This is a genomic window from Micromonospora sp. BL1 (assembly GCF_003667485.1).
GTDB lineage: Bacteria > Actinomycetota > Actinomycetes > Mycobacteriales > Micromonosporaceae > Micromonospora > Micromonospora tulbaghiae.
Genome location: NZ_RCVK01000243.1, coordinates 30,988 through 54,402 on the forward strand (window position 1 = coordinate 30,988; position 23,415 = coordinate 54,402).

Annotated in this window: 21 protein-coding genes and 1 pseudogene; 12 read left to right on the plus strand and 10 right to left on the minus strand. The window is 72.6% G+C overall.

Annotation, left to right across the window (positions count from 1 at the left end):
- Window positions 1-48 precede the first annotated feature (48 nt).
- Window positions 49-462 (plus strand): NUDIX domain-containing protein, encoded by a 414-nt coding sequence (locus EAD96_RS16475; protein ID WP_120570004.1) that lies wholly within the window; start codon window positions 49-51, stop codon window positions 460-462.
- Here EAD96_RS16475 and EAD96_RS16480 read toward each other — a convergent pair.
- From EAD96_RS16480 to EAD96_RS16490, 3 genes are all read right to left on the minus strand, one after another.
- The gene (locus tag EAD96_RS16480; protein WP_120570003.1) at window positions 459-1,349 is read right to left on the minus strand and encodes an arginase family protein; all 891 of its coding nucleotides are present in this window, start codon (window positions 1,347-1,349) and stop codon (window positions 459-461) included. The genes EAD96_RS16475 and EAD96_RS16480 overlap by 4 nt on opposite strands.
- A gap of 38 nt (window positions 1,350-1,387) precedes the next feature.
- Entirely contained in the window at window positions 1,388-2,119 is a 732-nt protein-coding gene (locus EAD96_RS16485; protein WP_121684943.1) for a class I SAM-dependent methyltransferase, read from the minus strand.
- 232 nt (window positions 2,120-2,351) lie between these two features.
- Window positions 2,352-5,348 carry an N-6 DNA methylase gene (locus EAD96_RS16490; protein ID WP_199733198.1) on the minus strand — a complete coding sequence of 999 codons (2,997 nt, stop codon included), beginning with the start codon at window positions 5,346-5,348 and terminating at the stop codon, window positions 2,352-2,354.
- Between the two features lie 348 nt (window positions 5,349-5,696).
- Between EAD96_RS16490 and EAD96_RS16495 the strand changes: the two genes are divergently transcribed.
- Genes EAD96_RS16495 through EAD96_RS16505 form a run of 3 tightly spaced genes read left to right on the plus strand, consistent with a single transcriptional unit; the run spans window position 5,697 to window position 10,368 of the window.
- Entirely contained in the window at window positions 5,697-6,287 is a 591-nt protein-coding gene (locus EAD96_RS16495; protein ID WP_121684944.1) for an SAVMC3_10250 family protein, read from the plus strand.
- Window positions 6,288-6,296: 9 nt separating this feature from the next.
- Window positions 6,297-9,752 carry a protein kinase gene (locus EAD96_RS16500; RefSeq protein ID WP_121684945.1) on the plus strand — a complete coding sequence of 1,152 codons (3,456 nt, stop codon included), beginning with the start codon at window positions 6,297-6,299 and terminating at the stop codon, window positions 9,750-9,752.
- A gap of 4 nt (window positions 9,753-9,756) precedes the next feature.
- A complete protein-coding gene (locus EAD96_RS16505) occupies window positions 9,757-10,368 on the plus strand; it encodes a hypothetical protein (RefSeq protein ID WP_121684946.1) in 612 nt (203 codons plus the stop codon).
- Window position 10,369: 1 nt separating this feature from the next.
- Here the strand turns inward: EAD96_RS16505 and EAD96_RS16510 are convergent, their stop codons facing one another.
- From EAD96_RS16510 to EAD96_RS16520, 3 genes are read right to left on the minus strand one after another with little or no spacing between them, the layout of a single operon-like run.
- Window positions 10,370-11,029, minus strand: a complete 660-nt coding sequence (locus tag EAD96_RS16510) for a response regulator transcription factor (protein WP_121684947.1) — start codon at window positions 11,027-11,029, stop codon at window positions 10,370-10,372.
- On the minus strand, window positions 11,026-12,180 hold the full coding sequence (locus EAD96_RS16515; protein ID WP_121684948.1) for a sensor histidine kinase: 1,155 nt from the start codon (window positions 12,178-12,180) through the stop codon (window positions 11,026-11,028). The genes EAD96_RS16510 and EAD96_RS16515 overlap by 4 nt, the downstream gene beginning before the upstream one ends.
- Window positions 12,180-13,016, minus strand: coding sequence for a CPBP family intramembrane glutamic endopeptidase (locus EAD96_RS16520; protein ID WP_121684949.1), 837 nt, complete (start codon window positions 13,014-13,016; stop codon window positions 12,180-12,182). Before EAD96_RS16520 ends, EAD96_RS16515 begins: the two co-directional genes overlap by 1 nt.
- Before the next feature lie 192 nt (window positions 13,017-13,208).
- Between EAD96_RS16520 and EAD96_RS16525 the strand changes: the two genes are divergently transcribed.
- From EAD96_RS16525 to EAD96_RS16550, 6 genes are all read left to right on the plus strand, one after another.
- Window positions 13,209-14,003, plus strand: a complete 795-nt coding sequence (locus tag EAD96_RS16525; protein WP_121684950.1) for a class I SAM-dependent methyltransferase — start codon at window positions 13,209-13,211, stop codon at window positions 14,001-14,003.
- A gap of 163 nt (window positions 14,004-14,166) precedes the next feature.
- Window positions 14,167-14,988 (plus strand): hypothetical protein, encoded by an 822-nt coding sequence (locus tag EAD96_RS16530; RefSeq protein ID WP_121684951.1) that lies wholly within the window; start codon window positions 14,167-14,169, stop codon window positions 14,986-14,988.
- 19 nt (window positions 14,989-15,007) lie between these two features.
- Window positions 15,008-15,334: a hypothetical protein gene (locus EAD96_RS16535; RefSeq protein ID WP_120569993.1), complete on the plus strand. Its 327-nt coding sequence runs from the start codon at window positions 15,008-15,010 to the stop codon at window positions 15,332-15,334.
- Window position 15,335: 1 nt separating this feature from the next.
- Complete coding sequence (locus tag EAD96_RS16540; RefSeq protein ID WP_120569992.1) at window positions 15,336-15,830, plus strand: hypothetical protein; 495 nt, start codon at window positions 15,336-15,338, stop codon at window positions 15,828-15,830.
- 28 nt (window positions 15,831-15,858) lie between these two features.
- Window positions 15,859-16,308 (plus strand): EndoU domain-containing protein, encoded by a 450-nt coding sequence (locus EAD96_RS16545; RefSeq protein ID WP_120569991.1) that lies wholly within the window; start codon window positions 15,859-15,861, stop codon window positions 16,306-16,308.
- A gap of 2 nt (window positions 16,309-16,310) precedes the next feature.
- The gene (locus EAD96_RS16550; protein WP_121684952.1) at window positions 16,311-16,724 is read left to right on the plus strand and encodes a hypothetical protein; all 414 of its coding nucleotides are present in this window, start codon (window positions 16,311-16,313) and stop codon (window positions 16,722-16,724) included.
- 6 nt (window positions 16,725-16,730) lie between these two features.
- Here EAD96_RS16550 and EAD96_RS16555 read toward each other — a convergent pair whose 3' ends face one another.
- Both EAD96_RS16555 and EAD96_RS16560 read right to left on the minus strand, forming a co-directional pair.
- The gene (locus tag EAD96_RS16555) at window positions 16,731-18,098 is read right to left on the minus strand and encodes a pyridoxal-dependent decarboxylase (protein WP_121684953.1); all 1,368 of its coding nucleotides are present in this window, start codon (window positions 18,096-18,098) and stop codon (window positions 16,731-16,733) included.
- Between the two features lie 41 nt (window positions 18,099-18,139).
- Window positions 18,140-20,107 carry a BTAD domain-containing putative transcriptional regulator gene (locus EAD96_RS16560; protein WP_121684954.1) on the minus strand — a complete coding sequence of 656 codons (1,968 nt, stop codon included), beginning with the start codon at window positions 20,105-20,107 and terminating at the stop codon, window positions 18,140-18,142.
- 98 nt (window positions 20,108-20,205) lie between these two features.
- On the opposite strand from EAD96_RS16560, the gene EAD96_RS16565 reads away from it, so the two are divergent.
- The gene (locus EAD96_RS16565; RefSeq protein ID WP_121684955.1) at window positions 20,206-21,084 is read left to right on the plus strand and encodes an alpha/beta fold hydrolase; all 879 of its coding nucleotides are present in this window, start codon (window positions 20,206-20,208) and stop codon (window positions 21,082-21,084) included.
- Between the two features lie 50 nt (window positions 21,085-21,134).
- On the opposite strand, the gene EAD96_RS16570 is transcribed toward EAD96_RS16565, so the two are convergent.
- Window positions 21,135-22,106, minus strand: a complete 972-nt coding sequence (locus EAD96_RS16570) for an ABC transporter permease subunit (RefSeq protein WP_121684956.1) — start codon at window positions 22,104-22,106, stop codon at window positions 21,135-21,137.
- Entirely contained in the window at window positions 22,103-22,936 is an 834-nt protein-coding gene (locus EAD96_RS16575; RefSeq protein WP_121684957.1) for an ABC transporter ATP-binding protein, read from the minus strand. Before EAD96_RS16575 ends, EAD96_RS16570 begins: the two co-directional genes overlap by 4 nt.
- 118 nt (window positions 22,937-23,054) lie before the next feature.
- Here EAD96_RS16575 and EAD96_RS16580 point away from each other — a divergent pair.
- A pseudogene (locus EAD96_RS16580) lies at window positions 23,055-23,415 on the plus strand (sensor histidine kinase); the annotation flags it as partial.

Genomic DNA, 23,415 nt, shown 5'->3' on the forward strand with positions numbered 1-23,415 from the left:
GGAAAGTCGAGGCTGCGCGTTGCCGGTGCCGCGTGGCAGGCTCGGGACGTGGCCGCATACGACGTCGCTCTCGTCCTGCTCGTCGATCCGACCGGCGCGATCCTCATGCAGCATCGCGACGGCAACGCGCCCGTCTCGCCGTACCAGTGGAGCCTGCCCGGCGGCAGCATCGAGCCCGGCGAGACCCCGGAGCAGGCCGCCCGCCGCGAGCTGCGCGAGGAGACCGGGCTGACCGCCGGTGAGCTGCACCTGCTGTGGAGCGGCCCCCGCCCGCACGAGGAGGGCTTCGCGCACACCGTCACCGTGTACGTCTTCCGTGGCGCCACCGACGCCCGGCAGGAGGACGTGGTGCTCGGCGAGGGACAAGCGATGGTGTTCGTGTCCCGCGACGAGGTGCTCGACCGGGATCTGGCGGTCAGCGCGGCGAAGGTGCTGCCGCTGCACCTCGCGGAAACCGCCTAGCGCCCGGTCAACGCCCCGGCCAGCACGCCGGCGAACCGGGGGAGCAGCTCGTCGTCGGGCAGATGATCCGGGTTGATCTCGGTGACCGACAGCCCGGCGAACCGCGGGCTCGCCACCAGCTCGGCCAGCGTCGCCGCCGCCTCGTCGAGCCTGAGCCCGAACGGCTCCGGCACGTCCGCCAGCGGCGCGTCCACGAAACTCAGCACGTCCACGTCGAAGTGCACCACGAACCGATCGGCCACGCCCTCGGCCACCGACCGGGCCCGGCGCGCCGCCGCCCGCGCGTCGGCATGCACCTCCTCGGCCGGCACGTACGCCAGCCCCAGCTCCGCCACCAGCTCACGCTCGTGGTCACCCCGGGGCAGCGAGTCCCCGTACACCACCACGCGCTCCGGCAACAGCAGCGGCACCGCCGGCCCGACACCCGCCACCTCGGGCAGCGTCCCCGGCAACCCGAGCATGTGCGCCAACCCCATGGCGTCCAGGTTGCCGTTCGCGCGGGTCTCCGGCGTGTAGAGGTCGGGGCCGCCGTCCACGTACACCAGCGCGGGCGACAGCCCGGCCCGCGCGCAACCCGCGACCAGGCCCACAGTCACTGTGCAGTCGCCGCCGAGCACCAGCGGCGCGCGCCCCCGGCCCAGCGCCGCCGCGACCCGGTCGGCCACCGCCGAGGCGACGGCGGCCACCGCGCCCGCGTTCTGGCCCCTCGGGTACGCGGGGTCCGGCCGCCACCGGAAGCCCGGCACGTCACCGGCGTCCTCGACATCGGCGCCCAGCAGGTCGAGCAGACCTGCGGCGCGCAGGGCGGCGGGTGCGCGCTCGATGCCCGGGGTGTGGGCGCCGGCGCTCGACGGCGCCCCGACGACCGTCCACTGACGATGATCCATCGCCCCACCCTAACCGCGGCCGGGGCGCACCACCGGGATCAGCGCAGCACGAGCAGGTCCAGGGCGTCGACGACCGGACCGTCGTCGGTCCTTGCTGCCTCGCGTAGCCGCTGGACGCCGGCGGTGTACTCCGCGTCGGTGATGAGCTGAAGCGGCGTGTGCGCCTCCCGGCGTAGGCCGGCCGCCGCCTCCCGCAGCGACGGCGCGGTGACCTGCGGAACCTGCTCGACCGCCGCGGTGGCGAAGCCGGCGGCCGCGAAGGCGGCCTCGACGTCGGCGATGCCGGGGTACGTGTCGAGCACGCGGATCGCCTCGGGGAAGTAGTCGAACAGCGTGATCGCCTCGTGCCGTCCGGCGAACGCGGACCGGATGAGCACCGGTGCGCCGGGCTGCAGCACCCGGCGCAGCTCGCGTGCCGTCGCGGCCAGGTCGGGCACGTGGTGGATGACTGTGGACAGCCACGCGCCGTCGACGCTGCCGCTCGCGAGTGGGATGCGTTCGGCGTCACCCGCGATCAGCGGGGCGAACGCGCACCGGGCGCGCATCGCCGCCGACGGCTCGACGGCGACCACCTCGACGCCGGGAAACCAGTCGGTGAACGCGCGTGCCCAGCTGCCGGTCCCGGCACCCAGGTCGAGCAGTCGCGTGCCCGGGCGCGGGGTGAGGTGGCGGGCGACGGCGGCACGCCAGGCCGTGAGACCGTCGTCGGTGAGGTGCCGGGTCGCGGCGAACGCCTCGGCGTCGGCGTCGTGGTACGCGATGCGGGCCATACTCGACAGCCAACTCCCCGGCGGGCTGCCGGGGCAAGCGCTGTGACGCGTTACCTGCGGACCTCGGAGAGGGGTAGAGAGTGCGGTATCGGATCCACTTCGACGCCGAGCTACCTGCGGACGCCCTGCGCGCGTTCCTGTTGTTGGAGTACGGCGTCGCGCCGGAACGGACTACCCGAGCGTGCGTGCCCACCCCGTTGACCCGCAGCTCGACGGCGATCAGAAGCATCCATCAGCTGAGCATCTCCATGACCGTGGCCTCGATCTCTGCAGTGGCCGAATGGCCTGCGAGTGCGACTCGGATGCGTCGACGCAGGGTCACGAAGCTTCGCCCCTCCTCAAGATCGAGTCCAGCCACGAACTGACACTGGTCCTGGCCGAGCTCGGAGAGGCGTCGGTGCGTCCGGTCTGCGTCGTCGTACCGGGGGATGGGTAGTTTCCACACGTGTTTGTCGATATGACGTTCGTCCTTGCTGTATGACATCAGCGGACGGGCGAGCGTGGTAAGAGCCGGGCTGTTCAGGATCGCGCTGAGATAGTGACCTTCCGCCCGGCTGTCGATCGTGCAGTAATAGAGAGCATGCTCGATGATCGCGGCCGGGTCGTCGACGATGGCGGCGGCAACGTGCATCCCGGAGGCGGAGTAGGCCAACCGGAGGGGCGGCGCGGGAAGCTGCGCGGTCAGCTTGCGTCGGAAGTTGAGTTGCTCACCCAGAGTTAGACGGGCGCTGCTGCGATGCGCCTCCCAGGTGGCTTCCGCCTTCCGCCACCATTCGGCCAGACCGAAGTAGTAGTCGAGTCGAGAGCCGGACCCGGTCATCAGGATAGAACCGTCGAGCGGAAGCACCGCCTTCTTCGCGGGCAGGATCCGGTACGGCAGCAGCGTCTCGCCGAGCAGCACGGGGCGGATGAACTCGCTCTCCACGACGCCTTCGAGAGCGGGCAGATCCTTCCACGGAGGATTCTCCATGTTGCTGCGGGCCGAGCGAACGGCGTGGCGGCCGACGCCGAGGCCGAGCCGCCCGCCGGGATCTGCCTCGACGAAAAAGAGGATCTTGGGAAAGATGGTCGCACCGTTGTGCACGTGTGCCTTGTACGGTGACTCGGCGAGGTACGCCCCACCCAGGGGGACAAGTTCCCGGTTGATAGACGGCGCCGCCTGTTTCCATCTCCTGGCATCGGCGCCGAGGCGTCCCGTCCATCGCTCGGTGACCGAGGGAAGGCGGTGAGGGCTGCCCGTGGCCGCCTTATTGCCGAAGACGACACTCGCGCCCCGGGGAAATGGATGGGGGCGCAGGCGGCGCAGGTCCCAGGAGCCGGTGAAGGCAACGTCTGTCGGCTCAGTCTCGTCCGTGTACCGCCCGCTGCGGAAGGCCTCGAAGTGCTCGCGGTCGAGCACGGCGTTGGGCAGGACGAAGGCGAACGCGCCACCGTCGCGGAGATACTGCTGGATGGTTCTGACGACAAAAAGGGTGGAGAGGTCCTGCTGCGTCGCGAACTGATTACCACGCCACAGCCCGCGATCACTGCAGAGCTTCTTGAACATTGCCTGCATGCCGGTAGGCATGTGACGGTACGAGAGCCACGGCGGGTTGCCGATGAGAACGTCCACCCGGTTGTCGTCCATCGCAAACCAGACGGGCCGGGCCAGGTTGCGCAGGTAGTAGCTCCAGATGTGGTCGCGGCCCTCGTCGTGCAGTCGGCACATCGCCTCGAAGGTGCCGCGAATCATCGGCTGGTCGTCAGCCCTGATCTGCAGGTGGTGGAAGAACGCCGCCAGCGACGGCGGGTTGTTCGGGTCTCGCGGTTTTGCCGCGATGCCGGCGAGTCCGGAGACGATCTGGTCAAAGCGGCTCGGCTCGTCGAGCAGGGTTTTGGGGAAGCGGAGCCACTCCTCGACCGCGCTGGCGTTGTAGCCAGCACTGATTCGTACGTGTTCCTCCGTGAAGAGGTCACGGCGCTCCCGCCACTGCATGCTGTCGCCGAGATAGACCGGGATGGTGATGGCGCCTCGCTGGTCGGTCAGCCGCTGGTGGCCGATGGCGAGCAGGTAGGTCACGCGCGCGAGCGCCACGGCGACCGGGTGCAGGTCGACGCCGACCACGTGATGGGTGAGTTGCGTCAGCGCGGCATCGAGCGGAACGTCCGCCATGTCGGCAGCGGCGAGATACCGGCGGACCGCGTGGAAGAGAAAGGTACCGGAGCCGCAGGCGGGATCCAGCACACGTTGCCGCAGCGGATCGGTGACGACGGTATCGACGATGTGCTCGGCGAGCCAGTCGGGGGTGTAGTACTCGCCCATCCGCTTGCGCGTCTCCGGGCCGATCATCGACTCGTAGAGCACCTTGAGGATGTCGTGGTCGGCCCGCAGCCAGTCGAACCGGGCCAGTCGCCGGGTGAGCCCCTGGATGAACTCGCGACCGCCGGGCACCTCCGTGGTCCAGCCGAAGAAATCGTGCTCGACCACGCCCAGGATGCGGGCCTGGTCGAACCGTTGCCCGGTGATGAGGTCCTGCGGCTGCAACTCCAGGGCGTCGATGCCGACGACCAGGTGCGCGATGATGTATGCGCTGTTCATCAGCAGGGTGTGCTCGACGAACAGGTCCGGATCGTCAACGAACTGGGTGCCCAGGGCGCTGTCGAGCAGCTCCGCCCACAGCTTCCGCTTCAACTCCACGGTCGGCAGCCGTTCATGCTCGGCGTAGAGCGCGGCGAGCGCGGCACGATCCAGCTTGTGGGAGGTGCTCTGCGCGCCGAGGCGGCGAGCCACCTCGCCGGGAGCCGGCCGGACCCGCTGGCTCGTCGCCAACACACCTTCCAGCCAATAGAAGAGGGCCAGACCGTCGGGGCGGGTGGCAGCGACCGTATGGGTGTCGACGAGAGTCAGCTCGTCGCCGGTCAGGTGATATGCCCGCCAGGTGGCGCCGTCGGTGAGGATGCCGACGTACCTCTGGCCACTCTCCATGCACCGCGACCACACGTAGCCAGCGAGCTGGCGCTCAGCATCCCGGAGTGGGCGACCGGTCTGGAGCCCTCGCTTAACCTCGATGATGGTGTAGCCGACCTCGATGTCGATGCGCCGGCCACCGCCAGCCGGGGCCTCGAGGTCGATGTCGTCGAGGTGGCAGCCAGAGAGTCCGAAATCGCCAGCCAGCAGCAGCTGGCGGATGTCGGACTGCAGGGTCGCCTCACTGCGGGCGGCGCGCCGGTCGGCGATCCGCGCCAGCAAGGGCTGCAGTGACGGAGGGAAGCCGTCGGGCGCGCGTACCTGCGGCCGGAGTGACGAGTGGCGGCTTTGGCTTACATCTGGCATACCGTCCGAGCGGGCCATACGCCAGTGTGGATATTGTGACTCGCTGAAGCCAAGCGATTACGAATGACTGTCAGATTAAGGACAGCGCACATCAAGGCCTTTACAAAACCCGTGGCGGTTCAACCCGTTGAGGACGGGCCGTGTTGCGCGGCGTCGCGCGCGATATGACGCGCGGACACCGATCATCGTCGATCGAGGGTCAGCATGTCGAGCGTGCGCCACGTAGGGTGGGCTTCGGACGTCTCCCCGTTACCGGAGTGCATCTTGAGCCTCAAGTACTACCTCTACCTGTCGCATCTCAAGATCGGGCTCCTGGCGGCGCAGGTCGCCTCCTCCGCGCAGCACGAGACCGAGCTCGCCGTGGACCTGAAGGTCGTCCGCTACAGCCGCAAGGCGGTCCTGCCCGAGCGCCACGACCTCGACAAGCTGGAGAAAGTGGTCCGGCACCTGCAGGACGCCGACCAGATCGGCGCCGCGGACGAGGAGCGCCCCTACGTCCAGGCCTGCCTGGAGATGCGCTGGCAGGTCTTCCCGACGGCCGGCATCGTGGTCTTCGCGGGGACGCTCGAAGACCAAGTCGTCGTCCTCGGCGGGTCGGCGTCGCACGTGGTCGGTGGCGGTGACGCCGAACCGGTCGGATCGGTCCCGCCGTACCTGTTCCGCAAGCTTCAGGAACTGCGAGCCGACCCGGGCGAGTTCGACGACGAGCGCTTCCACGAGTCGCTGGCGCAGATCGGGGCCGCGCTCCCGGGGCCGGCGCAACGGGTCGAGTTCGTCGCGAAGCGGCTGGCCGAGAGGCCGGGCCCGAACGGCACGCTGCTGGGCAGCCCGATCTACGTGGCGCTCGTCGGCTAGGGCCTCGGCGTGGACGCGGGGCAGGTCATCCGGTGGCGGCCGGGGGAGACCGTCCTCGACACGTTCCGCATCGAGGAGGTCGTCGAAACCGGCGGCACGGGGTTCGTCTACCGCGCGCATCACCTCGGCTGGGGCGTCGACCTGGCGGTGAAGACGCCGCGCCCCGACCTGGCCTCGGCGCCCGGGATCCTCGACCTGCTCGCGCAGGAGGCGCAGGCCTGGACCGATCTCGACCCGCACCCGAACGTCGTCGGCTGCAACTATGTGCAGCGCGTCGGGGCGTACCCGGTGGTCTTCGCCGAATGGGTCGCGGGCGGCGACCTGACGGCGGCGGTGCGGGACGGGCGGTGCCGCGATCTCCCGCGGGCCCTGGACGTCGCGATCCAGATGCTGCGCGGCATCGGCCACGCGCACGCGGCAGGTCTGGTGCATCAGGACATCAAGCCCTCCAACGTCATGTACGACGGTGAGACCGCACGGGTGACCGACTTCGGCACCGCTAAGGCGAAAGCGTCCGTGTCGCACAGCGCAGCGGGTGGCGTAGAGACCTCGTACGCGACGCTCGGCGGATTCACACCGCAGTACTGCTCCCCGGAGCAGGTCGATCCGGACGGAAGGATCGGCCGGACCAGCGACATGTGGTCCTGGGCGCTGACGGTGATCGAGCTGCTGCACGGGCGCCGGCTGTGGAAGTGGGGACACGACGGTGCGGATGCGCTGGCGTCGCTACGCGGAGATCTCCCGCAGCCGCTGCGCGACCTCCTGTCCGGCTGCCTGGCGCGCGACCCCCGGTCGAGGATCGGCGACACCGCCGAGGCGGAGGCCGTCCTGCTGAGCGTCTACGCGGACTGCACATCGGGTCCCTACCCGCACCCCGACCGGGTGCCGCCGTCTCTCAAGGCCGACGGCCTGTCCAACAAGGCGCTGTCCCTGTGGGACCTCGGCGACCAACGCCGGGCCATCGAGATGTTCGAGCGGGCCAAGGCGATCGACCCGCACAACGTCCGGGCGGTCTACAACCACGGGCTCCTCAGATGGGCCGACGGCATGGTCACCGACGAGACCCTCCTGTCGGAACTGCGCGCCACGGGCGACTCCTGGGAGGCGGACTACCTGGCCGCGATGGTGCACATGGAACGCGGTGACGGCGTCCTCGCGGCCCGGCACCTGGCTGAGGCGGACCGCAAGCATCCGGGTTCGCCGGAGATCGCGGCCGCGCGGGAGCGCTGTGCCCGACTGGAGCCGAGGGGCACGCTCGAGGTGTTCGGGCAGATGTCCGGCCAGGTCGTCGCGATGGCCTGCGATCACGACGCGACACACGTGGTGGTGGCCGAGAAATCAGGGCGGGTGCGGGTCTGGGACGCCTTCGCGGGCCGGGTGGTCGCGGAACTCGCCGCCTCCGGCCCGGCTCCCGTCGACGTCGCGATCGACCACGCCGGAGCGCGGATCCTCGTCTGCTACCAGGATTCCCGCGTCGAGCGGTGGCGGCTCGCCGACGGCACGGCCCACCTCGAAGGCCGGCTGGAGGGAGGAACATCCGTGGCGCTCAGCCCCGAGGGTGGCTTCGCGGCTGTGGGTACGGCCGACGGCCGCGTCCTCGTCTTCCGCACCGGCGCGTGGGAGCCGGTCGCCGGCATCCGGCCCCACGACGGCACAGTCACACGGGTGATCCTCGGCCCGGACGCCGAGGTGTGCGTCTCCGCCTCACTGGGCCGCCCCGGCTCCGCTGTCGACCACCGGGTGGAGCAGTGGTGGCCCCTGCGGGACACGAGGATGCGGGGCCTGCACATACCCGCCGACGAGATGGACGGCGACGGCCAGAAGGTCGCCCTGGCGGCGGACGGGTCGACGGTCCTGAGGATCGGCTACCAGTCCCTGACAGTGGTGGACATGCGGGTCTGGGACGAACCGCGACGGTGGGAGGTCCCCTGGCTGACCGGTTACCGCATGCTCGGCGTCTCCGGCCGGGCCGGTTGGGCGCTGCTCGACCCCGGGACCGGCGACCTTCAAGTCCTCGAACTCGCCATCCGCCGATGCGTCCGCACCTTCCCGAAGGACTGGGCGCGGGGTTCGCGTCGCGACGCGACGGCGTTCAGCGGGGACTGCGGCTACGCGGTCATCGCCGAATCGCACGGCTACAGCGGCCAGACCTCGCTCTCCCGCCTTCCCATGCCGCTCAGCGGGCACCTCGCTCCCTGGTCGTACGCGCCGCCCCGCCCGGTCGGTGCCCTCGCGCGCGACGAGCGGGCGTTCGACCAGGTCATGGAACGCGTCGAGGCGATGATCGCGGCCGGAGAGGATCGGCGCGCGGCGGACGCGATCCGCGAGGCGCGTGCCGTTCCCGGCCACGAACGTCACCCGCGGCTACGCCGGGCCTCCGGGGCCCTGGGCCGGAACCTGCGGCGCACCGGACTGACCGGCATCTGGCTGGAGCAGGAGCTGTCCGATGTCATGCTCGCCCGTGGCACCTTCGACGTCGGCGCCTCCGGCCGGTTGTTCGCCTTCCCGGCCAACGTCGACGAGGTCGAGATCTTCGACCTGGAGACGCTGGAGAAGGCAGGCGGGGTCACCGAGCGGCGGAACCCCGCCACCAGCCTGTCCTTCGCCAGGGGCGGCCGGGACGTGATCATCGGCTACTCGGACGGATCGGTGGCCTGCCACGACACCAGGACGTTCCAGCCCCGGTTCAAGGTGGCCGGCGCCCTGCCTCGCGATGACGGGAACACCACGCTCGACATCTCGGGCGACCTGTTGGCGGTCGGCTTCGGCCATGGATTGGCGACGGTGTGGTCGCTGGAGGCGGCCGCCTGCGTCGCGACGGTCCGCACCGGACCCTGCACGATCGTCGGCGTCACGGCCGACGAGGCGTCCCGCTCGATCGCCGTGCAGCTGCGAACCCACGACGCGGCCGCCGTGGAGGTCCGGTCGATGGACACCGGAAAGCCCGTGAAGACCTTTGCGGACGTCGACCGGCACACGGAGATCCGGTTCGCCTCCGGGATGCTGCTGCTGGCCGGGATGACCCGCCTGACCGCGTGGCGACCGGGTGACAGGCGCCCGTCGTACCGGCTCGACCGGGTCAAGCACAGCTCGTCGGCGGCGTTGGCCTTCGCGGACTCCCGTCGGCTCGCCGTCATCGCCGGGCTGACCGGCTTCGTCGTGTGGGACGCCGCGAGCGGAGAGCTGGTGTTCGACGGGAGGGCTCTCGACGGCCCGGCCGGAAGCCTCTCCGGGGTCGAGGAGGTGGTGGTGTCGCCCGACGGGAGGTTCGCGGTGGCCGGAGACCCGGGAGAGCAGACCGTCGACGTGTGGGATCTGCGCGCCGGACGCCGGATCCGCTCCCTGCACGGTCACCACGTCCGGGTCAACGCGATACGCGCCGACGACGCGTTCGGCACCGTCGTCACCGGCGACCACCAGGGCAATGTCCGCATCTGGGGCCTCGATTGGGACTACGGAGAGTGATCCGATGACCGGACGCCGTCAGCACGAGGAACTGCGAGCCGCGTTCCTGGCCAACCGGGAGCGCGTCAGAACCTGGCTCGACGCCTGGGAGATCCCCGAAGTGGTGTGGACCGACGAGTTCAACGAGATCCCTCTGCCCTGGGTCGTGCGGGAGCAGGAAAGGCAGAGCTGGCTCAAGCGCCACGCACCCTTCCTGGACGCGTACGACTGGTTGTTCGTCGGACGGCCGCTGACCCCGGGGGTCCGCGAGGTGCGGGCACTGTGGCACTTCGGGCCGGCGCACCGGTTCGCGGAACTCGATCTGACGATCACCAGCGTCTGTGACCCCGAGTACCTGGCCGAGAAGCTGACCCTGGCGGTTCACCATGCCGGCTTGAAGGGCTGGCGTGACGCCGACGCGCAGCCGCTCTATCAATGGCTCGTCGAGGGTGTGCACACCATGCCCCTCGACAACGGTGTGCGGGGCAGCAAACGTTCGGGGTTCGTCCTGTTGCGTTTCACCCGCTTTCCGACCTCCGACGGGGACGTGATCGTGCGTCTGACCGCAGCGGAGACCGACCGCGCCCTGGACGGCTCACCCCTCGACGACGACGGGGTGTCGGTTCCTGACGGGTAGATTAGGTGACCAGGCCGGTGCGGTACGCGTACACCACCGCCTGTACCCGGTCCCGCAGGTCCAGCTTCGTCAGGATCCGCGACACGTACGTCTTCACCGTCTCCTGGCTGATCACCAGCCGCGCCGCGATCTCACTGTTCGACAGCCCGTCGGCGATCAGCCGCAGCACCTCCAGCTCACGCGGCGTCAGCCCGACGTCCCCAGGCGTCCCCTCGGCCGGGCGGATGCGCGCTGCGTACCGGCCGACGAGCTGCCGCGTCACCTCGGGCGCGAGCAGCGCGGCGCCGGAGGCGACGGTGCGGATGCCGTGCAGCAGCTGCGCCGGTGGGGCGTCCTTGAGCAGGAACCCGCTCGCGCCGGCGCGCAGCGCCTCGTAGACGTACTCGTCGAGGTTGAACGTCGTCACCACCAGCACCTTGACCGGGTGGGCGACGCCGGCGCCGGCCAGCAGGCGGGTCGCCTCGATGCCGTCGAGCACCGGCATGCGGACGTCCATCACCACCACGTCGGGCCGCAGGCGGCCGGCGAGGTCGACAGCGGCGCGGCCGTCGCCGCACTCACCCACCGCCTCCATGTCCGGCTGCGCGCCGATGATGGTGGCGAATCCGGTACGGATCAGGGCCTGGTCGTCGCAGACGAGCACCCGGATCGGGGCGGTCACGACGCGCTCCCGGTGGGGATGCGTGCCCGGACCACGAAGCCGCCACCGGCCCGGCGCCCGGCGTCGAACTCGCCGCCGAGCACCGTGACGCGCTCGCGCAGCCCGGCCAGGCCGCGTCCGCTGCCGCCCGGACCCGCGGCGCGCGTGCCGGGGCCGTCCGTGCTGATCTCCACAGTGATCTCCCTGTCGCCATGGTGTACGTGGACGGTGGTGGGGCGGCCGTGGGCGTACTTGAGCGCGTTCGTCAGCGCCTCCTGCACCACCCGGTACGCGGCCACCTCCGCGCCGCCGGTCACCTCCGCCGGGCTGCCCTCCTGCGTGAACTCCACCGGCTGCCCGGCCCGGCGGGTCTGCTCCACCAGGGCGTGCAGCTCGCCGACGGACGGCGTGCGTGCCTCCGTACCGTGGTCGGGGTTGAGCACGTCGAGCAGCACCCGCAGGTCGCCGATGGCGCGGCGGCCGGTGTCGGTGACGGCGGTCAGGGCGGCGTCGAGGCGGTCGGGCGCGGCGGTCAGGTAGCGGGCCGCCTCGGCCTGCACCACCATCGCCGTCACGTGGTGGGTCACCACGTCGTGCAGCTCGCCGGCGATGCGGGCGCGTTCGGCGGCGCGGGCGGTCTCGGCCACGTGCCGGCGGCGTTCGGCCTCGGCGATGCGGTTCTGCCGCAGCCACGACCCGGTGCCCCAGGCGAGCGCCAGCAGCAGGTAGAACGTGGTGAAGCCGACCACCCCTTCGGTCGACCCCTGGCGGTCGAGGGCGACGGCCAGTCCGACGTACGCGAGGGAGCCGGCGAGCACCGTGGTACGGCGGACCCGGTCCAGGTGGGCGCCCGCGCTCAGCAGCGCGACGGCGAGCGCGGCGCCCGCGAAGGTGTGGTACGCGCGCACCTGGTCGATGGCGAAGCCGAGTGACACGAGGGCGAGGGACAGCGCGGGACGGCTGCGGCGCAGCGCCAGCGGAAGGCACTCCAGCGCGATCACCACCACTGTGAGCGCGTCGAACGGCCGCGCGGGCAGGTCGCCGAGCTGCGTACCGATGCCACGCAGCGGTGGGGTCACGGCCGCGAGCGCGATCACCAGGGCGAGCGGGAGATCCCGGACCGTGACGGGCCAGTGCCGCCAGGAGTCCGGGAGCATCCGTCGGGTGATCATCAGGAGACCGCAACGCTCTCCGCCGGGGCCTCGACCGCACGGCGGCGGCGCCGCACGATGTGGCCGCGGCGGTGGGCCAGCCAGAGGAAGACCACAGTCAGCGCCGCCCCGGCGGCCACCGTGTAGAGGCTGCCCTCCGGCCCGAAGTCGCCGCCGCTGAGCAGCGTCGAACCCGACGTGCTGGCGTCCAGCAGCCCGGTCGACTCGCCGTTGCCGGAGACGACGACACTGAAGACGCCGCCGGCGGCGAAGTTCCAGCCGAAGTGCAGCCCGATCGGCAGCCACAGGTTGCGGGTCGCGGCGTAGCAGGCCGCCAGCATGAACCCCGCCTCGATCGCGATGGCGGTCGCGCCCCACAGGCTGGCGTCCGGGTTCAGCAGGTGCATCAGGCCGAACAGTACGCCGGTCAGCAGCAGCGAGAGCCACGTACCGAGCCGTTCCTCGACCAGGCGGAACAGCAGACCGCGGAACATCAGCTCCTCGGTCACCGCCGCGGCGGCCATGAACCCGACCATGCCCACCGCGCCGGACACCGACCCGATGCCGTGTACGTGGTAGCCGCCCATGAGGGCGATGTTGACGATGACCGCCGCGAACATGGCGAAGCCGATCAGCACCCCGCGATGGAGCCGGGCCGCAGCGCCGTCCCGGGCCAGCTCCGTGACCTCGCGGCGTTCGGTACGGCGCACCACCCACCCGTACACCATGATCGCCGCCGCGGCGGTTGCGACGCCGAGGATCAAGCTGAGCCAGGTGTTGTCCTGTGCCGCGACGACCGCCCGGCTGCCGACGAGACTGACCGCGACGACGGCCAGGAGCTGCTTCACCACACGCATGACGATTCCTTCGGAAGGTCCGCGGCCGGAGCGCCGCGGTTCACCTGGAACGCTATGGATTCGCGGGTCGGGAATCGTCACCGTGCGGTGGACACTTGCGGGTAGCTCGCACGGGGGACGAGCGCGGCGTTCGGGGCGTGCCCTGAGCAGAACGGCTGGCCTCGGGACGGCCGCGGCGGGCAGGCTGCCGGCATGGCGACGGGCTTCGGCGGTGAGGTGGCGACCTACTACGCACGGCATCGGCGCGGCTATCCGCCCGAGGTGCTCGACGCGCTGGCGGCAGCCTTCGAGCTCGGCACCGACGACACGGTGGTCGACCTCGGCTGCGGCTCCGGTCAGTTGAGCCTCCCGCTCGCCGATCGGGTGACCGCGGTCATCGGCGTGGATCCGGAAGCGGACATGCTGGCGATCGCCCGGCGTACCGCCCTCGACCATGGCATCGACAACGCCACGTGGGTGCTCGGCAGCGACAGGGATGTGCCCGCGTTGTCCCGGCTGGTCGGCGAGCGGACGGTCGGTGCGCTGACCGTCGCCGTCGCCATTCACTTCATGGACCGCGACGCCCTGTTCGCGGCGGCCCGGCCGTTCCTGCGCCCCGGCGGTGGCATCGCCGTCGTCACCAACGGCGAACCCCTGTGGACGCAGGACGCCGATTGGTCGCGCGCGCTGCGCGAATGCCTGGAGCGGATGCTCGGCCACCCCGTCACGGCGAGATGCCAGACCGACGAGGACGGGCGTCGGCGCAACCGGGAGGCGCTCGTGCGTGCCGGTTATCGGTACGAGGAGACGTCGGTGCGGTACGACGCGCCACTCACCGTCGACGACATGGTCGGCGGCGTCTTCTCCGCCATGTCCGCCGAACAGCTACCGACTGACCAGCAACGCGAACGCTTCGCCGCCGAGCTTCGGGATGCGCTCGGCGGGAGGACCGAGGCGACCGAGAGTGTGCGGGTCTGGTTGCAGTGTGGCGTGCGCGACGAAGGCTAGCCAACTCGCGAAGGGCGTGCCGCCCGGTGGGCCAGCCACGACCGTCTCGCGCTGCGTGTGGGCCCCGTGACGTCACCGCGACAAGCGCACTCCCCTGTGGAGGGACGTCCCGGCGAGCCGGGCGTTGCTAGGGTCTGGTTGACCGTGACGGGGAGGCAACGGGATGACACAGGACGCCACGGCCGACGACTACGCGGCGCGCGTCTCCGGCTATCGCGAGGAGCTGGCGGCCCTGCGCGCCGGCGGGCCTGCCACCGGCGTCACCGCCGAGGCGCACGGCCGCGCCGCCGACGGCCAGGTCGAGGTGACGGCGGAGAACGGGCGGCTGCGCTCGGTGGAGCTGGCGGCGCCGTTGATGCGGCTGTCCGAGGACGAGCTGGGCCGCCTGGTCGAGCAGGCGGTGAACGACGCGCTGACCGCGTCACGCAGCAGCCTGGCGAGCAGCGAACCGGCGCCCGACCTGCCCGCGCTGGCCGGAAGCCTCGGGGCCGTCCTCGCCGAGAGCGAGTCGGCGATGCGCCGTCTCCACGGCGCGATCGCCGAGGCCGTCGCCAAGGCCGGTCCGGCGACCGGGCTCGGCGGGGATCTCCCGGCGAACGGGCCGGCGGACCTCCTGCACCAGGTCATGGGCGTGCTGGGCGCGGCAACCGGCGGGACGGCCGACGACGGCGGGGCCGAGCGGTGGAGCGGGTCCGATGACGCCGGGACCGTGCGCGCGGAGGTCGACGGCTCGGCTCGGCTGACCCGGCTGGAGGTCACCCGACCGCCCCGCCGGCTGTCCTCGGCGGAGCTCGGCGAGTCGGTGGTGGTCGCGGTCAACCGCGCGCTGGAGCAGATCCCTCAGGCGGCGGCGCCGCAGGGGATCGGCTCGGCGGCGCTCGACGCGCGGCTGCGCGAGCTTCAGGAGGCGAGCGTCCGCCAGATGTCCGCGCTCACCGGCGCACTGACCGGCGTGATGCAGACCATCCGGGAGCCGGGACGATGACCGACGGAGAGGAGCGCTGATGGCTCGCGAGATCGAGATCGATCCCGAATCGATCATCGGGGCGGGTGACGACATCGTCGCCTCCGCGCAACGTCTGCGTGCCGCGCTGTCCGCGTTCGACGCCGAGCTGGCGGCCTTCGGCACCCCGTGGGGCAACGACGACCTCGGCTCGCTCATCGGGATGGTGTACGAGACGATCCGCGACCTGGCGCTGGAGAGCTACGACGCGAACCTCGTCGAGATCGAGGACATCGGCAAGCTGAGCCGGGTGATGGGCCTCAACTACCAGGAGACCGAACGCATGATCACTGAGAGCCTCGGCCGCTTCCGTGAGGTGCTCGGCTGACATGGGAATGACCCTGCCCGGAGAACTGGTGTCCCTGCTCGGCATGCTCGGCTACACCTGGCCGGAGGCCGACGAGACGAAGCTGCTGGAGATGGGCCAGGCGTGGCTCGCCTTCCCGGACCGGCTCCGTGCTCCGGTGGCCGACGCCGACCGGTCGGCGCAGCAGATGTGGACCCAGAACCGCGACGACGCCATCGAACGCTTCCAGACGAGCTGGCAGGCGGCGGACTCGGCGAAGACCAACCTGGACGACGGGGCCTCCGCGGCGGCGCTCATCGGGACCGGGCTCATGGTGTGCGCCGGGATCGTCCTGGCGTTGAAGATCAACGTGATCGTGCAGCTGACGCTCCTGGCCATCCAGATCGCACAGGCGGTCGCCACGGCGGTGGTCACCTTCGGTGCCTCACTGCTGGAGATCCCGATCTTCAAGCTCATCACCGGTGTCCTCATCGACCAGTTGCTGAACATGGCGACCGAAGCGGTGCTCGGTGGGTAGGCGGGGAAAGGCCGGTCTCTTCACGCCGGTGGAGAAGTGGCTCCGGGCCCGGATGCGGCACCGCCGCTACGCGCACATCTTCCGCGGTCACGTGAACACCAACGCCAATCCGCCCCGGGGTACCGGCTTCCACCACCGGTTCATGGGGGAGAACCCGCCGGGTGCCCGGGTCCGCGTCGACGCGGACGGCCGCGAGATGATCCTCGAACGGCACGCCGACGGCACGTACCGCGCCCGCGTCGACGTGCAGGACGACGGCGGCGTCTGGCGTCAGAAGCGCGGTTCGAGCACCTTCTTCCCGGACAACTGGACGCCGCAGCGGGTCGACGAGACGATCGAGGGCGCGTTCCGGTCCGGCGGCCCGCACCCGGACGACCCGAACAAATGGCAGGGGAGGGCCAACGGGCTGCTCGTCGAGGGCTTCTACAATCCCGGTGGCACGACGTGGTACTCGGCTTGGCCGGTGGGGGGACGCTAGCTGTGGGTGACATCCAGTTCGGGCGCAATCAGAACGGCGCGCCCACCATGACCAGCGGCGACGCGCGTTTCCGCCCGTTCGCCTCCCAGCTCGTCAGCGACATCCAGACCTACGCCCCGGACTGCCTCGAGCTGCTGCAGTGCATCGACGACGTGATGTCCGGGCGCTCGGACTACGAGGAGTACGAGGGCAACTCCGCGGTGGTGCGCTGCACGCCGACCGGCGTCAACGTGGACAGCCTCGGACCGGTGCCGTCGGGGGCGTCGTACACGGTCGACGAGGCCCGCACGGTGATCCTGGCCTACTTCGACTTCCTCGCGCCTACGCCTGCGGAGAAGAAGCGTCACCTCGCCACCTGGGAGCGGGAGCACGGCGGCCCCTTCCCCGGGCGGCACCTGCTGCGTCTGGCCGGCTGACGCCGCTCAGCGGGCCAGCCGGGCGATCGCCGCCACCGACCGGTCCACGTCGGCCTCCGTCGTGGTCGCGTTCGACACCGAGATCCGCATCAGCCGCAGGCCCCGCCACGTCGTCCCGCCCGCCCAGCACGTCCCGTCGGCCTGCACGGCGGCCACCACCCGGTCGGTGCGCGCGTCGTCGCCGAATCCGACGAGCACCTGGTTGAGCACCACGTCGTTCGCCACCTCGAACCCGGCGGCGGTCAGCCCGTCGGCGAACCGCCGGGCCAGCGCGCAACACCGCTCGACAAGGGCGGCGACGCCGTCGCGGCCCAGCTCCCGCAGGCCCGCCCAGACCGCGAACCCACGGGCGCGGCGGGAGGACTCCGCGGTCAGGTCCGCGCCCGCGGGCACGCCACCGGAACCCACGAGGTACGCGGCCGTGTACGACATGGCCGCCGCGTGCACGTCGGGCCGGGCGCAGAACGCGAAGGCGGTGTCGTACGGCACGTTCAGCCACTTGTGGCCGTCGCAGGCCCACGAGTCGGCCGCCTCCAGCCCGTCCACCAGGTGCCGGGTGGCCGGACTGGCGGCCGCCCACAGCCCGAACGCGCCGTCCACGTGCGCCCAGCCGCCGTACCGGTGGACCAGGTCGCAGGCGCGGCGCAGGTCGTCGCACGCGCCGGTGTTCACGTTGCCCGCCTGCAGGCAGACGATCGTCGGTCCGGGACCGGCGTCGCGCAGCGCCGCCGCCAGCGCGTGCGGGTCGATGGCGCCCTGCGGGCCGGTCGGCACCGGGCGCAGCGCGTCGGTGCCGAGGCCGAGCAGCCGCAGCGACCTGTCGATGGTGGCGTGCCGTTCGGCACCGGCGAACACGCGGATCGCTGGCGTGCCGTGCAGGCCGCGTCGTTCCACGTCCCAGCCGGCGTCGGCGAGCACCTGGTGGCGGGCGGCGGCGAGTCCGGCGGTGTTCGCGGCCTGCCCGCCGGTGACGAACCCGGCCGACGCGGTCGCCGGGATGCCCAGCAGCTCCTTCAGCCAGGTACCGGCGGCCGACTCGGCGGCCACCGCGGCGGGCGAGGTGACAGCGTTGAACGCGTTCTGGTCCCACCCGGCGGCCAGCATGTCCGCGGCGGTGGCGGCCGGCGAGGCGCCGCCGATGACGAAGCCGAAGTAGCGCGGCCCGGCGGTGGCCACGAGTCCGGGTTCGGCGGCGGTCACCAGCTCCGCGAGCACCTGTTCGGGCGGGGTGGGCGCGTCCGGCAGCGGGCCGGCGAACGCCCGGGTCAGCGCGGCCTGGTCCACGGGTACGCCGACCGGCCGGTCCGGCAGCGACAGCCGGTAGCCGGCCGCGTGGTCGGCGGCGCGCCGGAACAGGTGCCTCAGCTCGTCCATCGCCGCACCCTAGCCGAGGACACGTTCCTTGCGAGCCGCCCTCATGAACCGTCCTGGCCGTCGGACACGCCAAGTGCGGCGTCGAGGCGGTCCAGGTGCGCGGCGACCGGCCCGGCGGTGAGCAGGCCGCTGCCGGCCCCGGCCAGCTCCGGCGCCGCCGGGGCGAGCGCGTCCCGCGCCCGGAGCATCGCGTCCCGGTCGCCCAGCGCCACGGCGGCGCGGCCGGTCAGGCACCACAGCGCCTCCAGCAGCAGGTCACGCGGTGGCGCCGGGGTGCGGCGCAACGCGGCGGCGGCCTCCTTCCGGCGGCCGTCGGCGAGCAGGAGCAGCGGGCGGGCCCAGGGCGCGTACGGGCCCCAGTCCGTGTCGCTGGGGAAGTCGGCGGGCCGGTCGTGCCACACCCGCAGGCAGAGCAGAGCCAGCGGCAGCAGCCCCCGTTCCACGCCGGGCATCCCGCAGCCGGCCAGCGCGGTCGCCCACGACCGGTACGCGGCCTCCGCCTGCGGGTACGCGGCGCCGGTGGCGGCGGTCCGCATGGCCCGGTAGCCGCCGGTGAACACGCCGACGAGCGGGCTCTCGTGCCGGGCGGCGAGCCGGTCCGCCGCGTCGGCGTGCGCGTCGGCGGCGGAGAAGTCGGCGAGCGCGCCGCGCGCCTGCACCCGGATCAGGTGCCCGAGGATCTCGGCTGTGGCCAGGCCGTGCCGGGCGGCGAGCGCGACCAGTTCGGCACCGATCGCGTCCCGCTCGGCGGCCAGCCCGGCCCGGTGGAACGTCTGCATGTACACGCCGTTGAGCGCCTGCGCCAGCAGCGCCGAGTCGGCCACCCGGCGGGCGATCGCCTCCGCCTCCCGCGCCGCCTGCGCCGGTCCGGGCGACGCCGTACCGCGGGACTCGATCGCGACGGTGGCCAGCAGCCGGGCGCGGGTCGCCTCGGGCGCGTCCGGGCCCAGCCCGGCGAGGGCCCGCTGTGCCGCCGCGACCACCCGGGCGGCCTGCGCCGGGTCGTCCGAGCGGGTCCAGATCGCCGGTACGTCGTACCCGCCGATCACCCGCGCGGTGAACTCCGGGTCGCCCAGGTGCTCGGCCGCGGTGATGGCCGCCTCACGCTGGTCCCGGGCGGCCTCCAGTCCGCCGGGCCCGGTGACGGCGAGGCTGCGCAGCATTCCGACCGTCGACTCCAGCCGGGCCCGCGCGCCGGGCACCACACTGCGCTCGTACGCGGCGGCGGTCTCCGCCCAGACCCGCGCCGGACCGGTCGGTTCGGGTTCGGCCTGGCGCAGCAGGTCGGTCTCCAGCCGCCGCAGCCGCGGCCCCGGGTCCAGGCCGAGCTGGTCGCGCAGCAGTTCCCGGGCCCGGCGCAGGACGGCGAGCGCGTCGGCCTGCCGCCCGGCCCGGTAGAGCGCCGACGCCAGCAGCGCCCACCCCTCTTCCCGCCACGGGTACGCCGCGACGTGGGCGTCGAGATCGGGTACGGCGTCGGCGGCCCGGTCCAATGCCAGCAGCGCCTCGGCCCGCCGCTCCACGGCCGTCAGCCGGATCTGGTCGAGCCGGGACCGTTCGGCGTGTGCCCACGGCTGGTCGAAGCCGGCGTACGCGGGTCCGCGCCACCAGCCCAGCGCCTCGTCGAGCCGGTCGAGCGCGGCCCGGGGCAGCGCCTCGGCAGTCGCGGTGACGGTGTCCTCGAACCGCCAGGCGTCGACGGTGTCCGGGGCGGCGCGCAGCGCGTACCCCGGTCCGTCGGTAACCAGCAGCCGGGCCGGCTCGCGTGGCGGACGGTGCGGTTCCAGGCGGCGGCGCAGCGCCGCGACGAACGTGCGGACGGCGCCCACCGCGCCGGCCGGCGGGTCGTCCCACAGGTCGTCGACGATCTGCCCGACCGGCACGGTCCGGCCCCGGGCGGCGACCAGCCGCGCCAGCACGGCCCGGTGCCGGGGCCCCCTGAGGTCGACCGGCGCACCGGCGTCGTCCCAGGCCGTCACCGGACCCAGCACACCGAAACCGACAGGCACCGACCCTCCTCGACCAGGGGTCACCGTATCGCGCTCATCGGATGCTCATCCGGCGCCGCCACGCTGGACCGGTACGACGAGACGAAAGAGGGATCGAGATGAGCACCGCCATCGCGGGATTCGACTACCAGCGCGTTCCGGTCGCCGAGGGCGTGACGCTGAACGTGGCGGTGGGTGGCTCGGGCAGCCCGGTCGTGCTGCTGCACGGCTTCCCGCAGACCCACCTGATGTGGCGGCACGTCGCCGCCGACCTGGCCGGCGAGCACACGGTGATCTGCCCGGACCTGCGCGGCTACGGCGCCAGCGACAAGCCGGCCGCCGCCGCCGAGGACACGTACAGCAAGCGGACCATGGCCGCCGACGTGGTGGCGGTGGCCCGCGCGCTCGGCCACGAGCGGTTCGCACTCGCCGGGCACGACCGGGGCGCCCTGGTCGCGGTCCGGGCCGGTCTGGACCACCCGGACACCGTCACCCACCTGGCGTCGCTGGACGTGCTGCCCACCCTCGACATGTGGGACGTGCTGCACGGCGTGTCCGCGTCGGTGGCGTTCCACCTCTACCTGATGGCCCAGCCGCCCGGCCTGCCCGAGAAGATGATCGCGGGCAGCGCCGACGCGTTCTTCGGGCACTTCCTCGACGCCTGGGCCGGTGACCCGGCGGCCATGCCGGCCGAGGTGCGTGCCGAGTACCTGCGGGCCTCCCGGGAGGCGGTCGACTCGATCGTCGCGGACTACCGGGCGTCGGCCGGGATCGACGTGGCGCACGACCGGGCGGACCGGGACGCCGAGCGACGGCTGGCCATGCCGGTCACCGTCATCCAGCAGGACTGGGGCGCCGTGCTCGGCTACGACGCGGCGGCGGTGTGGCGGGCGTGGGCCCCGGACCTGGAGCACCGCACCACCACGGCCGGGCACTTCATGGCCGAGGAGGCGCCGGGCGAGATCGCCGAGGCGCTGCGTGCGCTGCTGAAGCGCTAGGTACGGCGGTCCGGGCGCGCGTGGCGCCCGGACCGTCCGCCCCCGTCCGCTCAGCCGGCCCGTCTCCGGACGTGCCACAGGCCGAACGCCGCCAGCAGACCGGCCGCGCCGAGGTGCAGCGCCAGCTCGATCCACTGGAACGCCCAGAACCGGCGGTTCGGCTGGTAGGCCAGGTCCACGTGCAGGTCGAGCTTGCCGAGGCAGACCGCCGTGTCGCCGAACGTGCCGCTGGCGCCGGTGCGCGGCGGGTCACGGAAACAGGTGCCGAACGCCTCGTCGGAGAGCTGCCGCCCGTCGGCGGTCCGCAGCGGGCTGATGTCGGTGACCCACGCGCCCGGCACGTCCAGCCCGCCGACGACCGGCGAGCCGGTGATGCTGCCCAGGTTGCGGGCCCGGTTGACCGCCTCCGCGGTCATCGGCACGGTGACCCGCTCCGGCGGCAGGTAGTGCGGGCGCAGCAGGTTCGGCACCGCGAGCTGCACCACGACCACGGCCAGGAACACCACTGCCATGGCCGGCAGCGTGCGGCGCAGCACCAGCCCGGCCACCACGCCGAGGACGAGGCCGAACACGGCGTACCCGACCGGCGCGATGCCGCGCGCGCCGAACAGCACGGTGCTGAACCGGTCGCCGGCGACCCGGTCGACGGGCGCGGCCGCCCAGGTCAGCAGCGCGCCGAGCACACCGGCGACGAGCGCGGCGGCCACCGACAGCACCGCCAGCTTGACCGCCAGCCAGCGGCGGCGCGGCACGCTCTGGTTCCACACCAGCCGGTGCGTGCCCTGCTCCAGTTCCCGGGCCACCAGCGGCGCACCCCAGAACGCGCCGATCAGCGCGGGCACCAGCGCGAACCCGCCGGCGAGGAACAGCATCGTCTGCGCGTACCGGTCGGGCAGCCGGGCCGGATCGGGCACGGCCCGGATGTCCGCGCCGAGCCGCAGCAGGTAGGCGCCGGCCAGCACCAGTGCGACGGCGCCGACGAGCGCCGGAAGGCGGAACTGCCGCAGCGTCATCCGGATCATCGGGTCACCGCCGGGCGGGCGACGGCCCGGGACAGGTACGCCAGGACCAGTTCCTCCAGCGTGACCGGCGCGCCGTCGCGTACCGCCGGGCCCCGGACCACGACGCGGCCGGGTTCGGCCCAGACCACCTCGGCCCCGGCGGGCGCGGCGGCGGTCTTGCGGTGCGTGGCGAGCAGGTCCGGGACCGGGCCGGCCACCTGGACCCGGGCGGCGCAGAGCACGACCAGGTGGTCGCAGACCTGCGCCACGTCGCCGAGCAGGTGCGAGGAGAGCACCGCCCCGGCGCCGAGTTCCCGCACGAAGCCGGCCAGCCCGTGCATGAACTCGCGGCGGGCCAGCGGGTCCAGCGCGGCGGCCGGCTCGTCGAGGATCAGCAGTTCGGGGCGCTTCGCGGCGGCCAGCGCGAGGGCCAGTTGCGCGCGCTGGCCGCCGGAGAGCCGGCCCGCCTTCTGCGCCGGGTCGAGGCCGACCTCGTCGACGCGCCGCCGGGCCAGCGCCGCGTCCCAGGACGGGTTCAGCCAGGCGCCCATCCGCAGGTGCTCGGCGACGGTGAGGGAGGCGTACACCGGCGTGTCCTGGGCGACGAAGCCGACCCGGGCCAGGTGCGCGGCGTCGGCGGCCGGCGGCGAGCCGAGCACCGTCAGCGAACCCGAGGTGGGCGCGATCAGCCCGCAGGCCAGTTGCAGCAGCGTGGACTTTCCGGCGCCGTTGGGGCCGACCAGGCCGACCACGTGCCCGCGCGGAACACTCAGGTCGCAGTCGGCAAGCGCGGTGCGGCGGCCGTACCGTTTGGTCAGCCGCTCGGCGTGCAGGGCGAGTGGTGGATGCATGCGGCTCATCCTGGGCACGCCGCGACCGGCGGACATCGGTCCGGAGCAGGGTCCGGCGCGCGGCGGCCCCTACTTTCGGCCGGTCCGCTGCGGCCGGCGATCTCCTAGCGTGCTGGGCATGGCTACCGAACGGCTCACCCGGGTGGCGGCGACGGCGGGGCTCGCCGTGGTGCTGCTCGCCGCGATCGGCGTCCAGGCGGTCGCGATCGCCGCGAGCTGGGGACTGCGGTACTGGCTCGCCGGCGGCACGGCCGCCGTCGTGGTCGGCGCGCTCGCTCTGGTACGCCACCGGCAGCGCGTCGTCACGGCCGTTGCCGGACTCGTCGTCGCCGGGTCGGCAGTCGCCGCCGCCCGGCTGTTCGACCTGCCGACCGAGCCGGGGCCCGCGCTGGCGATGGCGTCGGCCGTCCTGGTCGGATCGGCGGTACGCGCGCTGCCGCCGCCGCCCGCCGGGCTGATCGCCGCCGGTGGGCTCGTGG